Here is a 14120-nt window from a genome sequence, read left to right on the forward strand (position 1 = left end):
CTCAAGATATGCATGTGATATATCAGATGGAGCGAGCAAATGTGGTCTGGAATATTCCCCGCCGTCACAACCAAGTTCACCGAGGATGACCGCCTCGACCACGCCGAGATGGAACGCTGCTTCGGGCTCCAGATGGATGCAGGCTGCGACGGTATCGTCGCTTGCGGCTCGCTTGGCGAAGGTCCGATGCTTTCTGTCGACGAACAGTTCGAAGTGCTGGGCCTCGCCCGCAAGGTCGCCGGCAAGAAGCCGGTCCTGCTGACCATCAACACCGCCGGCACCCGCGAGGCGGCCAGCATAGCCAAGCGTGCCGCCAAGGAAGGGGCCGATGGCCTGATGGTGGTGCCAAGCCCGATCTACCACACCAATCCCAAGGAGACGGTGGATGCGCTGAAGGCTGTCGCCGCTGCAGGCGACCTGCCGGTGATGATCTATTCGAACAGGGTTGCCTACCGTGTCGATGTCAGTGTCGACGACATGGAAGAACTGGCCAAGGACAAGCGCTTCGTCGCCATCAAGGAATCGTCCGACGACATTCGCCGCTCGACGGAAATCATCAACCGCTTCGGCGACCGCTTCGACCTGTTCACCGGCGTCGACAATCTCGCCTTCGAGGCGCTGTCGGTGGGAGCCATCGGCTGGGTTGCCGGACTGGTCGTGGCATTCCCGCGCGAAACGGTTGCGATCTACCAGTTGATGAAGCAGGGCCGCCGGGACGAGGCGCTGGCCATCTATCGCTGGTTCCGCCCGTTGCTCGACCTCGACGTGTCGACCTATCTGGTCCAGAATATCAAACTTGTGGAGGTCCATGCGATCGGTACGAACGACCGCGTGCGCATGCCGCGCCAGCCGCTGTCGGGCGAGCGCCGCAAGGCGGCGGAAAAGATCGTCAAGGATGCTCTGGCCGCGCGCCCTGCGCTGCCGAAATTCTGAGGCATTCGGTTTGAGGTAATTCCTTCATGCCCCTCACATCTTTCGGTGAGTGCGATCGATGAATGGCGGTCTGGGTGACGACATCACCTCGGAAATCGCCATCGTCGGTGGCGGCATCATCGGCATTTGTGCGGCGGCCTGTCTGGCGGAGACCGGCCGCCCGGTCACCCTCTTCGACCGGACCGGCATCTGCGAGGAGACGAGTTCCGGCAACGCCGCCGCCTTCGCCTTTTCCGACGTGTTGCCGTTGGCCCAGAAGGGCATGATGCGCAATTTACCAAAATGGGTGGCCGATCCGCTGGGACCGCTCTCCATCCCGCCAGCATACCTGCCGAAGCTGGCGCCATGGCTATGGCGTTTCTGGCGTGCCGGCGCCCCGGACAAATATGAGACAGCCCTCGCCGCCCAGGCAAGCATGATGAAACTTGCCGAGACCGAGTGGTCCGGCCTGATGCAGCGTTCCGGCACACGCCACATGTTGCATGAGGATGGCTCGCTCGAACTCTACGAGAGTGAGGCCGAATTCCACGCCTCTCTACCCGGCTGGGCCGCGCGCGACCGTTTCGGCATCGGCTACCGGCATGTCGAAGGAACGCATCTGGCCGAGTTGCAACCGGGGCTGTCGCCGCGCTTCACCAAGGGCACCTTCGTGCCGGGGTGGAAAACGGTGAGCGATCCGAAACAGCTTGGCAAGGCGCTATGGGCTTATGCTGCAGGACTTGGCGCACGCTTTGAGCAGGCTGGAGTCGACAGCATCGAGGCAAGCGCCGATGGCACAAGCCTCAAACTTGCCGACGGCAGCCGCAGGATGGCGACACAAATCATTATTGCCGCCGGCGCATGGTCGCATCTGCTGGCGAAGACGATCGGTGACCGTTTCCCGCTAGAAACCGAACGCGGCTACAACACGACGCTTCCGTCCTCAGCTTTCGATGTGAAGCGCCAGCTTATTTTCTCCGGCCATGGTTTCGTCATCACGCCACTTTCGACAGGCTTGCGCATCGGTGGTGCTGTTGAACTTGGCGGCATCGAGCGGCCGCCCAACTACGCGCGTTCGAAAGCACTGCTTGCCAAGGCCGGGCGGTTCCTGCCCGGTCTCGATGCCAGCGACGGCCGCGAATGGATGGGCTACCGCCCGTCCCTGCCCGACTCGCTGCCAGCCATCGGCAAGGCGCCCGGCGCGCAGGGTATCGTCTACGCTTTCGGGCATGGCCATCTCGGCCTTACCCAGGCCGCCGCAACCGGAGGGCTTGTGCGCGACCTCATCCTGGGGAAGGCTCCGGCCATCGACCTTTCCCCTTTCTCTCCAAACCGCTTCTGACAAGGACAGGACTATGGCGCGTCACTCCTTCTTCTGTATCGACGGCCATACCTGCGGCAATCCGGTTCGCCTCGTCGCCGGCGGCGGTCCGCGCCTTCAGGGCTCCACTATGATGGAGCGGCGTGCGCATTTCCTCGCCGAATACGACTGGATCCGCACCGGGCTGATGTTCGAACCGCGTGGCCACGACATGATGTCGGGCTCCATCCTCTACCCGCCGACACGCGACGACTGCGACATCGCCATCCTGTTCATAGAGACGTCGGGTTGCCTGCCCATGTGCGGCCACGGCACCATCGGCACGGTGACGATGGGCATCGAACACGGCCTGATCAAGCCGAAGACGCCGGGCATGCTGCGCCTCGACACGCCGGCCGGCCTGGTGACGGCCGAATACAGGCAGGTGGGCGAGCATGTCGAGGAAGTACGCATTACCAATGTGCCATCCTTCCTCTATGCCGAGGGGCTGACGGTCGAGTGCCCGGTGCTGGGAGAGATCAAGGTCGACGTGGCCTATGGCGGCAATTTCTACGCCATCGTCGATCCGCAGAAGAATTTCCGCGACATGGCCGACCATACAGCCGGCGATCTCGTTGCCTGGAGCCCGGTGGTGCGCCAGCGCCTCAACGAGAAATACACCTTCGTTCATCCAGAAAATCCCGGCATCGACCGGCTCACGCACATGCTTTGGACAGGCGCGCCGACCCACCCGGAAGCGCATGCCCGCAACGCCGTCTTCTATGGCGACAAAGCCATCGACCGCTCACCGTGCGGCACTGGCACTTCGGCGCGCATGGCCCAGTTGCACGCCAAGGGCAAATTGAAGGAAGGCGACGATTTCATCCATGAATCGATCATCGGCTCCCTGTTCAAGGGCAGGGTCGAAAAGAAGGTTGAGGTAGCCGGCAAGCCGGCGATCATCCCCTCGATCGGCGGCTGGGCCCGCATGACCGGGTTGAACACGATATTCATTGATGACCGCGATCCGTTCGCTCACGGCTTCAGCGTCAAATAATCCATCCGATGCAAGGAAACGGCCATGCAGGCGGCAAAAACGACTAATCTTGATTATCCACACTTGTGCAAAAATCCATCAAGTTGCGATCGACATCCGGAGTTTCCTTCGAAAGAGAGCCGGTAAACGTTCGGAATCATCAATGACATTGCGTTGTGCCAATGATAGGTTCCGCCGCAGTCCAGCAACCAGTTGCACCTCGCGATGGATGCCCGGAAGCACCTTCGAAGTCGCACGCGTGACATGAAATTTGGAGTTGCAATCCGAGCTTGAAACTTTAGGACTAGGGGAAATAAGAGAAGGAATGCGCTGTCAAAGGCGACATTCCAGGGGAGCCGCTTAGACATGCAATATTTCATCCAGCAGCTTATTAATGGGCTGACGCTGGGGTCTATCTATGGCCTGATCGCGATCGGCTATACGATGGTCTACGGCATCATCGGCATGATCAATTTCGCCCATGGCGACATCTTCATGGTCGGTGCTTTTGTGGCGCTGATCGTGTTTTTGATCCTTGGAGCGCTCTTTTATTCAGTGCCTGTGGTCATCGCCCTTTTGATCATGATGGTCGTATCCATGCTGCTGGTGAGCCTTTACAACTGGGTCATCGAGAAGGCCGCCTACCGGCCGCTGCGCGGCTCGTTCCGGCTGGCGCCCCTGATCACCGCTATCGGCATGTCGATCGCCTTGTCGAACTTCGTGCAGGTCACCCAGGGTCCGCGCAACAAGCCGATCCCGCCGATGATCAGCAAAGTCTACGACGTCTACGGCATCAGCATTTCCCTGAAGCAGATCGTCATCGTTCTGGTCACCGCAATTCTGCTGGCGATCTTCTGGTACGTGGTCAACAAGACGGCACTCGGCCGCGCCCAGCGGGCCTGCGAGCAGGACCAGAAGATGGCGGCGCTGCTCGGCGTCAACGTGGACCGCACCATCTCCATCACCTTCATCATCGGCGCGTCGCTTGCTGCCGTCGCCGGTACGCTCTTTCTCATGTACTATGGCGTCGTGGTCTTCTCGGACGGCTTCGTGCCGGGCGTGAAAGCCTTCACCGCGGCCGTGCTGGGCGGCATCGGCTCGATCCCCGGCGCCGTCATCGGCGGGCTTGCCATCGGCTTCATCGAGAGCATCTGGTCCGCCTACTTCTCCATCGACTACAAGGACGTGGCGGCCTTCTCGATCCTCGCCATCGTGCTGATTTTCCTGCCATCCGGCATCCTTGGCCGGCCAGAAGTCGAAAAGGTCTGATCCGATGGCTCTGGCTGAATCAAGCAAAGTCGCCGGCGGCGAAAACAACATCGCGAAGGGTCTTCGGGAAGCGTTCTACGCGAGCCTTATCGCCTTTTTCATGTTCGTTCTTCTGATCGGGCTGAAGACCGACCAGAATATCCACAACGAACTCATTCTCGTGCCGCGCTGGGGCTTGCTCGCCGCCGTGGTGGCGCTGACGGCGATCGGCCGCTTCGTTCATGTGATCTATATCGCACCGTTCCTGGCCGAGCAAAAAGTCGTCGACGCGAAGTCGGGCCTGCTGCCCACCACCATCGCAAAGCGTTTCTTCAGCAAGCGCAACCTTATTATCGGCGCAGTCACGGCGGCGGTTCTTCTCGCCGTCGGCAATGACATTCAGGCCGCTGTCGGACCGTATTGGGGCGTCTATGTCGGCATGGTGCGCGGCTTTGCCATCGTCTATGTCATCGCCTGGGCCATCTTCTACTACCGCCGCTTCATCGGCGCGCATTCCTATTCGATCGGCTTCACCCTCCTGGTCATCTACCCGGTCGCCATGGTCGCGTTGTTCGGCTTCCAGGGCTCGTTGAAGTGGGTCGACAATTTCGGCATCCAGATCCTCATCTACGTGATGCTGGCCTGGGGCCTGAACATCGTCGTCGGCCTGGCCGGGCTCCTCGATCTCGGCTACGTCGCCTTCTACGCAGTCGGCGCCTATTCCTACGCCCTGCTCGGCACGCATTTCGGCTGGTCGTTCTGGATCCTGCTGCCTGCCGCCGGCGCCATGGCGGCGTTGTGGGGCGTCATCCTTGGTTTTCCGGTGCTGCGCCTGCGCGGCGACTATCTCGCCATTGTCACGCTTGCATTCGGCGAGATCATCCGTCTTGTGCTGATCAACTGGCGCGAAGTCACCAATGGCGCCGCCGGCATCTCGGGCGTGCCCAAGATCAGCTTCTTCGGGTTGATCTCCTTCAACGTGTCCGATCCCAACTACGTCGCCAAGGTGTTCGGCATCGCCCAGTCGGGCGCCTACTACAAGATATTCCTCTACTACCTCATTCTGGCGCTGTGCGTGCTGACAGCCTTCGTCACCGTCAGGCTGCGCTCGATGCCGGTGGGCCGTGCCTGGGAAGCGCTGCGCGAGGACGAGATCGCCTGCCGCTCGCTCGGCATCAATACGACAACGACCAAGCTTACCGCCTTTGCGACGGGCGCCATGTTCGGCGGCTTCGCCGGCTCGTTCTTTGCCGCGCGCCAAGGCTTCGTCAGCCCCGAATCCTTCATCTTCCTGGAATCGGCCATCATTCTGGCCATCGTCGTGCTCGGCGGCATGGGATCGCTCGGCGGTATCGCAGTGGCCTCCGTGGTCATGATCGGCGGCACCGAGATCCTGCGCGAGATGCAGTTCCTGAAGATGATCTTCGGACCGGACTTTACCCCCGAACTCTATCGCATGCTGCTGTTCGGCGTTGCCATGGTCATCGTCATGGTGTGGAAGCCGCGCGGATTTGTCGGCAGTCGAGAGCCAACGGCCTTCCTCAAGGAGCGAAAAGCTGTGTCAGGTGAATTCACTAAGGAAGGACACGGCTGATGACCTTGAGTACAGATTCAACCAGCCCCATCCTCCAGGTGGAGCATCTGTCGATGAAGTTCGGCGGGCTGGTCGCCATCGGCGACCTGTCCTTCGACGCCCGGCGCGGCGAGATCACCGCGTTGATCGGCCCGAACGGCGCCGGCAAGACCACGGTGTTCAACTGCATCACCGGCTTCTACAAGCCGACTGAAGGCATGATCCGTTTTACGGGCAAGGCCGGCGGCGAATTCCTGCTCGAACGGATGCCGGACTTCCAGATCACGGCCAAGGCCAAGGTTGCCAGAACCTTCCAGAACATCCGGCTTTTCTCCGGCATGACCGTTCTGGAAAACCTTCTCGTGGCCCAGCACAACAAGCTGATGAAAGCCTCGGGCTATACGATCCTGGGCTTGCTGGGCATTGGCGGCTATCGCCAGGCCTCGGCGGAATCGGTCGAGAAGGCCAAGTACTGGCTGGAGAAAGCCGAACTGGTCGACCGCGCCGATGATCCGGCCGGTGACCTGCCCTATGGTGCCCAGCGACGGCTCGAGATTGCCCGCGCCATGTGCACCGACCCCGAGTTGCTTTGCCTCGACGAACCGGCTGCCGGCCTCAATCCGAAGGAATCGCTGGCGCTCAACAGCCTGCTCAACGACATCAAGACGAACACCGGTACATCCATTCTGCTCATCGAGCACGACATGTCAGTCGTCATGGAAATCTCCGACCACATCGTCGTGCTCGAATATGGGCGCAAGATTTCCGATGGCGATCCGACGTCGGTGAGAACCGATCCGCGCGTCATCGCAGCCTATCTCGGCGTCGACGACGAAGAAGTCGAAGACGTTCTGACCCAGGTTGGCGACGAAAACGTCATCGAAGAACTGGATACGGGCCCAGATGCGGACCACGGTCCCAGCGCCTCTGCGTCAATGCTGGCCGGGCCGGTCAGCGATACCGTCGTCCACGGCAATGGCGAACGCGTTACTGTCGAAAAGGGAGCCTCGAAGGCGGCGCAGGTAAAGCCGGCGGCGAAGACAAAGACTGTTGTAACGCCAAAGGCTGCGGCGGCAAAAGTGGCGCAGGCAAAACCGGTAGCGGTGAAGGCCGCGCCCGTCACCCAGCCCAAGGCCTCAGCGGTCAAGGCACCCGTAGCAAAAGAAGCCGCACCGGCAACCAAGGCGAAGCCGGTACAGGCAACGGTCAAGCCTGCGGCTGCCAAGCCCGCAACCGTCAAGACTGTGGCGGCCAAGGCCGCGCCCAAACCGGCACCCAAGGCTGAGGCGCCGAAGGCAAAAGTCGGCAAGCCGGCAGCAACGGCCGTGAAAAAGCCGGTTGCCAAGGCTGCGGCAAAGCCCGCCGCAAGCCCTGCGGCGAAGGTGATTTCCAACCGCCTGGCCGCTCCGCGCGGCGGCAGGCCCGACGATCTTCTGGCCATCAACGGAATCGGCCCGGTCAATCTGAGGAAGCTTAACGAGCACGGCATCTTCCACTTCGATCAGATCGCAGCGTGGAAAAAAGCCGATATCCAGGCGGCGGAAGCCTATCTTGCTTTTGACGGTCGTATTGCTCGCGAAGATTGGGTCGGCCAAGCAAAAGCTCTGTCCAAGAAGGCCGCATCCGATGCGGCAGCCAAGCGCGGGGGACGCAAATAATGGCCAACGCACCGCTGCTCGACATAAAGGGCGTCCAGACGTTCTACGGCAACATCAAAGCGCTGAACGGCGTCGATGTGTCCGTCAACGAAGGCGAGATCGTCGCCTTGATCGGCGCCAACGGCGCCGGCAAGTCGACGCTGATGATGACCATCTTCGGATCGCCGCGGGCGCGCGCCGGCACGATCACCTTTGCCGGCACCAACATCACCCAAATGCCCACGCACGAGATCGCGCGCATGCGTATCGCGCAGTCGCCGGAAGGGCGCCGGATTTTTCCGCGCATGACGGTGATGGAAAACCTGCAGATGGGCGCGAGCCTCGACAACCTCAAATATTACGACGAGGACGTGGAAAAGGTGTTCACCCTGTTCCCGCGCCTGAAGGAACGTATTGGCCAGCGTGGCGGCACCTTGTCAGGCGGCGAACAGCAGATGCTGTCGATCGGCCGTGCCTTGATGGCAAGGCCCAAGCTGCTCCTGCTCGACGAGCCGTCGCTCGGGCTCGCACCGCTCATCGTCAAGCAGATCTTCGATGCCATCAGAGAACTCAACCGTACGCAGGGACTGACAGTATTCCTCGTCGAGCAGAACGCATTCGGTGCCCTAAAGCTCGCCACACGCGGTTACGTCATGGTCAACGGCAACGTGACCATGAGCGGCACCGGCAAGGACCTGTTGGCAGACCCGGAAGTGCGCGCCGCCTATCTCGAAGGCGGCCGGCACTGAACCTGGAGGAATCATCATGCAAGGCATTCTCTATGAAGAGGCCTCGATCTGGCAGTTTTTCTTCGTCACCTGCCTGCTTGGCGGATGGGCGGCATGGATGACCGGCAGGGCGTGCGCACAGACGTGGCGTCCGCCCATGGCCCTCTTTTTCTACGTCCTCGGCCTCGGTCTCGGCATTCGTTTCATCCATCACGCCCTGTTCGAGGGCACGATGTTCTCGTTGCAGTATTATGTGGTCGATACGGTTGTGCTTATGATCCTTGCTTTCGTCGGCTATCAATACACGCGCACCAACCAGATGGTCACACAGTACAACTGGCTCTACGAGAAAGTCTCTCCGCTTAGCTGGAAATCAAAGAGTTAAGGTTCACTATTAACGTCGCTTCAAAGATGAATCGACGTGACAACTGCCGGAAAATCGGCAAAGTTGGCTTTCTGCGATTAGGGTGGGCATCGCATGAAAGTATCATCCACGCCCACTCCGTAAATGGGAGCGTCTAAATGAAGAAATCACTCTTGTCCGCGGTAGCCCTGACCGCGCTCGTCGCGTTCAGCGGCGCTGCGTGGGCTGACGTACTGATCGGCGTCGGTGGCCCGATCACCGGCCCGAACGCCGCCTTCGGCGCGCAGCTGCAGAAGGGTGCGGAAATGGCTGCGGCCGACATCAACGCGGCCGGCGGCATGAACGGTGAGCAGATCAAGATCAGCGTCGGCGACGACGTGTCCGATCCGAAGCAGGGTATCTCGGTAGCCAACAAGTTCGTTGCCGATGGCGTCAAGTTCGTGGTGGGCCACTTCAACTCGGGCGTATCGATCCCGGCTTCGGAAGTCTACGCGGAGAACGGCATCCTGGAAGTCACCCCGGCTGCCACCAACCCGACCTTCACCGAGCGTGGCCTGTGGAACACCATCCGCGTCTGCGGTCGTGACGACCAGCAGGGCGAGGTTGCCGGCGCCTACATCGCCGCCAATTTCAAGGACGCCAAGGTGGCCGTGATCCACGACAAGACGCCTTACGGCCAGGGCCTGGCCGACGAGACCAAGAAGGCGCTCAATGCCGCTGGTGTCACGGAAGCCATGTATGAAGGCGTCAACATCGGCGACAAGGACTTCTCGGCCCTCATCGCCAAGATGAAGGAAGCCGGCGTGACCCTCATCTATTGGGGCGGCCTGCACACCGAGGCTGGCCTGATCATCCGCCAGTCGGCTGACCAGGGTCTGAAGGCTCCGCTGTTCTCCGGCGACGGCATCGTCTCCAACGAACTCGCTTCGATCGCCGGCGACGCTGTTGCCGGCACCTACAATACCTTCGGTCCGGATCCGCGCCGCAACCCGGCAGCCAAGGACGTCGTGGAGAAGTTCCGCGCCGCCGGCTTCGAGCCCGAGGCTTACACGCTCTACTCCTATGCTTCCACCCAGGTCATCGCGCAGGCGGCTGCCGCTGCCGGCTCGAACGATCCGCAGGAAGTGGCCAAGGCCATCAAGGAAAAGGGTCCGTTCAAGACCGTGCTCGGCGATCTGTCCTTCAACGAGAAGGGTGACCGTACCGACGCCGACTATGTCGTCTACCAGTGGAAGAAGGGTGACGACGGCAAGTACAACTACTTCCAGCTCGACTAAGCCAATCCTGTTGGCAAAGGAAATGCCCGGCGCACGCGCCGGGCATTTTCATTTTGCCCCTTACCGTACGTCATTCTCGTTTGCACCGCAGCATTTTCGCGCTATTCATGCGCGCCTTTTGATCCTCCTTGCTTGCGGAGCACCTCATTGCCCATAACGAAGATCCTCGTCGCCAACCGGTCCGAAATAGCCATCCGTGTGTTTCGGGCGGCTACCGAACTCGGCCTCAGGACCGTCGCGATCTGGGCCGAGGAGGACAAGTACTCCCTGCACCGTTTCAAGGCCGACGAGAGCTACGAGGTCGGACGCGGCCCCCATCTCAGCAAGGAGATGGGTCCGATCGAAAGCTATCTTTCGATTGAAGAGGTGCTGCGCGTCGCCAAGCTCTCCGGGGCCGACGCCATTCATCCCGGCTACGGGCTCCTGTCCGAAAGCCCCGAATTCGCCGAGGCCTGCGCCGAAGCAGGCATCATCTTCATCGGGCCGAAGGCTGAAACGATGCGGCGCCTGGGCAACAAGGTTGCCGCGCGCAATCTTGCCAACGAAGTCGGCGTGCCGGTGGTGCCCGCCACGCAACCGTTGCCCGACGACATGGAAGAGGTCAAGAAATTGGCTCATTCCATCGGCTATCCGGTGATGCTGAAGGCCTCCTGGGGCGGCGGCGGGCGCGGCATGCGCGCCATCCGCTCCGAGGCCGATCTCACCCGCGAGGTGATGGAAGGCAAGCGCGAGGCCAAGGCCGCCTTCGGCAAGGACGAAGTCTATCTCGAAAAGCTGGTCGAGCGCGCGCGCCATGTCGAGGTGCAGGTGCTGGGCGACACGCACGGCAACGCCGTCCACCTGTTCGAGCGCGACTGTTCGATCCAGCGCCGCAACCAAAAGGTGGTGGAGCGCGCGCCCGCGCCCTATCTCGATGCCGCCCAGCGCGAAGAGCTTTGCGGCCATGCCCTGAAGATCGCGCGCGAAACCGCCTATATCGGTGCCGGTACCGTCGAATTCCTGATGGATGCGGACACCGGAAAATTCTATTTCATCGAAGTCAATCCGCGCATTCAGGTCGAACATACCGTCACCGAGCAGGTGACCGGCATCGACATCGTCAAGGCCCAGATCCATATCCTCGACGGCTTCGCCATCGGCTCGCCCGAATCCGGCGTACCGGCGCAGCAGAATATCCGCCTCAACGGCCATGCGCTTCAGTGCCGGATCACGACCGAGGACCCCGAGCACAATTTCATCCCGGACTATGGCCGCATCACCGCCTATCGCGGAGCGACCGGCTTCGGCATAAGGCTGGATGGCGGCACCGCCTATTCGGGCGCGGTCATTACCCGTTTCTACGATCCGCTGCTGGAGAAGGTGACGGCCTGGGCGCCGACGCCGGGCGAGACGATCTCGCGCATGACGCGGGCGCTGCGCGAGTTCCGCATTCGCGGCGTCGCCACCAATCTCACCTTCCTCGAAGCGATCATCAATCACCCGAGCTTTGCCGACAATTCCTACACAACCAAGTTCATCGACAACACGCCGGAACTGTTCGAGCGTGTGAAGCGGCAGGACCGCGCCACCAAACTGCTCAACTATCTGGCCGACGTATCGGTCAATGGCCATCCGGAAACGCGCGGCCGCGCCCGCCCCAATCCGGATGCTGCCGCGCCCGTCATTCCGTGGTTCACCAGTTCCGTTCCCGAAGGCACCAAGAACAAGCTTGATGCGCTTGGTCCGGAGAAATTCGGCCAGTGGATGCGCGCGCAACGCGAGGTGCTGGTCACCGATACCACCATGCGCGACGGCCACCAGTCTCTGCTGGCCACCCGCGTGCGCACGCATGACATCGCGGCGATCGCCGGCACCTATGCCCGCGCCCTGCCGCAGCTTCTGTCGCTGGAATGCTGGGGCGGCGCCACGTTCGACGTGGCCATGCGCTTCCTCACCGAGGACCCATGGGAGCGTCTCGCGCTGATCCGCGAAAAGGCGCCGAACATCCTGTTGCAGATGCTTCTGCGCGGCGCCAACGGCGTCGGCTACACCAACTATCCCGACAATGTCGTCCAGCATTTCGTCAAGCAGGCAGCGTCGGGCGGTATCGATCTGTTCCGCGTCTTCGACTGCCTGAACTGGGTCGAGAACATGCGCGTCGCCATGGATGCGGTCGCGGCCGAGGGCAAGCTTTGCGAAGCCGCGATGTGCTACACGGGCGACATCCTCGACCCTGCCCGCGCCAAGTACGATCTCAAATACTATGTGGCGCTGGCCAAGGAACTGGAAGCGGCAGGCGCCCACATCATCGCGGTCAAGGACATGGCCGGCCTGTTGAAGCCGGCAGCGGCGCGCGTTCTGTTCAAGGCGCTGCGCGAAGCGACCGACCTGCCGATCCATTTCCACACCCACGATACGTCCGGCCTGTCGGCGGCAACCGTGCTGGCGGCGGTGGAGGCGGGTGTCGACGCCATCGACGCGGCGATGGATTCCTTCTCGGGCAACACTTCGCAGCCGTGCCTCGGATCGATCGTCGAGGCCTTGAAGGGAAGCGAGCGTGACCCCGGTCTCGATCCGCAATGGATCAGGAAGATTTCCTTCTACTGGGAGGCGGTGCGCAACCAGTATTCCGCTTTCGAAAATGACCTCAAGGGACCGGCTTCGGAAGTCTATCTACACGAAATGCCGGGCGGCCAGTTCACCAATCTGAAGGAGCAGGCTCGCTCGCTAGGGTTGGAAACGCGCTGGCACGCAGTGGCGCAGACCTACCACGACGTCAATCTGATGCTCGGCGATATCGTCAAGGTGACGCCGTCGTCGAAGGTGGTCGGCGACATGGCCCTGATGATGGTGAGCCAGGACCTTTCCGTCGCCGATGTCGAAAACCCGTCGCGCGACATCGCCTTCCCGGACTCCGTCGTCTCCATGCTGCGCGGCGATCTCGGCCAGTCGCCGGGGGGCTGGCCGGAAGGCTTGCAGAAGAAGGCGTTGAAGGGCGACAAGCCCTACACGGCCAGGCCAGGCTCGCTGCTTCCGGCCGCCGATCTTGCGGCCAACCGCAAAGACGTCGAGGAAAAGATCGGGCGAAAGCTTTCCGAGCAGGAATTCGCGTCCTGGCTGATGTACCCGAAGGTTTTTTCTGATTTCGCCGCTGCGCAGGAAATCTATGGGCCGGTCAGCGTTCTGCCGACTTTGACCTATTTTTACGGCATGCGGCCCGAAGACGAGATTTTCGTCGAGATAGAGAGGGGCAAGACGCTGGTGGTGCGCTGCCTCGGCACCGCCGAGGTCGACGACAAGGGCATGGCGACTGTGTTCTTCGAACTCAACGGCCAGCCGCGCCGGGTGAAAGTGCCGGATCGCGCGCATGGCGCTTCGGCGGCCAAGGCCCGACGCAAGGCTGAGCCGGGCAACGAACTGCATGTCGGCGCGCCGATGCCGGGCGTCGTTTCGACGGTGGCGGTGTCTGCCGGGCAAGCGGTCAAGGCCGGCGATGTCGTTTTGTCCATCGAAGCCATGAAAATGGAGACGGCACTGCATGCCGAGCGCGACGGCGTCATCGCTGAAGTTCTGGTGCGAACCGGTGACCAGATCGACGCCAAGGATTTGCTTGTCGTGTTCGGATAACGCCGACGCGGCATATCCCGGGAGATTTTTCCACAAGCCTCTCGGCGCCTGACAAACAGCTTGACCGGCCGACACCTGTCGGGCATCGAACCCCACGAAAAGTTGCCGCGACCCTTGCGAGTCGCGGCCATTCCAACATTGCGGAGAATGACATGGCCGACGACATCACCGAAACCAGCCAGACCGTTGCCGCCGGCCAGTTGCGCGCTTTCATCGAGCGCATCGAGCGGCTCGAAGAAGAAAAGAAGACCATCGCCGACGACATCAAGGAAGTGTATGCCGAATGCAAGGGAACCGGCTTCGAAGTGAAGGCGGTCCGGCAGTTGATCCGGCTCAGGAAACAGGATCAGGCGGAGCGCCAGGAGGCTGAAGCAATCCTCGACCTCTACAAGGCAGCTCTCGGGATGGTCTGATCTCCCAGGCGATCTATCCTCGGAAT

At 61.4% G+C, this 14120-nt stretch carries 11 protein-coding genes; all 11 read left to right on the forward strand.

The annotated features are described in order from the left end of the window. Positions 1-39 precede the first annotated feature (39 nt). The 11 genes from ASD64_RS14765 to ASD64_RS14815 all read left to right on the forward strand — a co-directional run bounded on the left by ASD64_RS14765 (position 40) and on the right by ASD64_RS14815 (position 14094). Complete coding sequence (locus ASD64_RS14765; RefSeq protein WP_056106314.1) at positions 40-933, forward strand: dihydrodipicolinate synthase family protein; 894 nt, start codon at positions 40-42, stop codon at positions 931-933. Positions 934-991: 58 nt separating this feature from the next. Then, positions 992-2254, forward strand: coding sequence for an NAD(P)/FAD-dependent oxidoreductase (locus ASD64_RS14770; protein ID WP_056106317.1), 1263 nt, complete (start codon positions 992-994; stop codon positions 2252-2254). Between the two features lie 13 nt (positions 2255-2267). After that, positions 2268-3269 (forward strand): 4-hydroxyproline epimerase, encoded by a 1002-nt coding sequence (locus ASD64_RS14775; protein WP_056106319.1) that lies wholly within the window; start codon positions 2268-2270, stop codon positions 3267-3269. Between the two features lie 345 nt (positions 3270-3614). After that, on the forward strand, positions 3615-4517 hold the full coding sequence (locus ASD64_RS14780) for a branched-chain amino acid ABC transporter permease (RefSeq protein WP_056106322.1): 903 nt from the start codon (positions 3615-3617) through the stop codon (positions 4515-4517). A 100-nt stretch (positions 4518-4617) separates the two neighbouring features. Next, entirely contained in the window at positions 4618-6090 is a 1473-nt protein-coding gene (gene livM / locus ASD64_RS14785; protein WP_413813611.1) for a high-affinity branched-chain amino acid ABC transporter permease LivM, read from the forward strand. Continuing rightward, positions 6090-7727 carry an ATP-binding cassette domain-containing protein gene (locus tag ASD64_RS14790; protein WP_056106329.1) on the forward strand — a complete coding sequence of 546 codons (1638 nt, stop codon included), beginning with the start codon at positions 6090-6092 and terminating at the stop codon, positions 7725-7727. Before livM ends, ASD64_RS14790 begins: the two co-directional genes overlap by 1 nt. Next, entirely contained in the window at positions 7727-8455 is a 729-nt protein-coding gene (locus ASD64_RS14795) for an ABC transporter ATP-binding protein (protein ID WP_056106332.1), read from the forward strand. The genes ASD64_RS14790 and ASD64_RS14795 overlap by 1 nt, the downstream gene beginning before the upstream one ends. A 16-nt stretch (positions 8456-8471) precedes the next feature. Then, positions 8472-8819, forward strand: a complete 348-nt coding sequence (locus ASD64_RS14800) for a DUF6867 family protein (protein WP_056106335.1) — start codon at positions 8472-8474, stop codon at positions 8817-8819. Positions 8820-8956: 137 nt separating this feature from the next. Next, complete coding sequence (locus tag ASD64_RS14805; protein ID WP_056106337.1) at positions 8957-10075, forward strand: branched-chain amino acid ABC transporter substrate-binding protein; 1119 nt, start codon at positions 8957-8959, stop codon at positions 10073-10075. Positions 10076-10222: 147 nt separating this feature from the next. Next, entirely contained in the window at positions 10223-13681 is a 3459-nt protein-coding gene (pyc, locus tag ASD64_RS14810) for a pyruvate carboxylase (RefSeq protein ID WP_056106338.1), read from the forward strand. Positions 13682-13833: 152 nt separating this feature from the next. Next, on the forward strand, positions 13834-14094 hold the full coding sequence (locus tag ASD64_RS14815; protein WP_056106340.1) for a DUF2312 domain-containing protein: 261 nt from the start codon (positions 13834-13836) through the stop codon (positions 14092-14094). Positions 14095-14120 lie beyond the last annotated feature (26 nt).

The organism is Mesorhizobium sp. Root157 (genome assembly GCF_001427385.1).
Lineage (GTDB): Bacteria > Pseudomonadota > Alphaproteobacteria > Rhizobiales > Rhizobiaceae > Mesorhizobium.